The organism is Streptomyces sp. NRRL S-495 (genome assembly GCF_000966955.1).
Taxonomy (GTDB): domain Bacteria; phylum Actinomycetota; class Actinomycetes; order Streptomycetales; family Streptomycetaceae; genus Kitasatospora; species Kitasatospora purpeofusca.
In genome coordinates, this window is record NZ_JZWY01001186.1 from 1 (window position 1) to 407 (window position 407).

1 protein-coding gene is annotated in these 407 nt (G+C 68.1%); it reads right to left on the reverse strand.

Annotated elements, in window-relative coordinates:
- On the reverse strand, nt 1-407 hold a 407-nt coding region (locus VR45_RS40390), incomplete at both ends, for a dipeptide/oligopeptide/nickel ABC transporter ATP-binding protein (RefSeq protein WP_045944963.1).

Sequence of the window (407 nt, forward strand, 5' to 3'; positions counted from 1 at the left end):
AGCTGCTCCAGCAGGTTGATCACCTGGGCCTGGACCGAGACGTCGAGGGCCGAGACCGGCTCGTCGCAGATGATCACCTCCGGCTTGAGCGCCAGGCCGCGGGCGATCCCGATGCGCTGGCGCTGACCGCCGGAGAACTGGTGCGGATAGCGGTTGATGTACTCCGGGTTCAGGCCCACGACGTCGAGCAGATCCTGGACCGCCTTGCGGCGGTCGCCCTTGGGCGCCACCTCCGGGTGGATCTCGAAGGGCTCCCCGATGATGTCGCCGACCGTCATCCGCGGGTTCAGCGAGGTGTACGGGTCCTGGAACACCATCTGGATGTTCCGGCGGACGGCCTTGAGGCCGGCGCCGGACAGCTTGGAGATCTCCTCGCCCTTGTACTTCACCGAGCCGCCGGTGGCCGG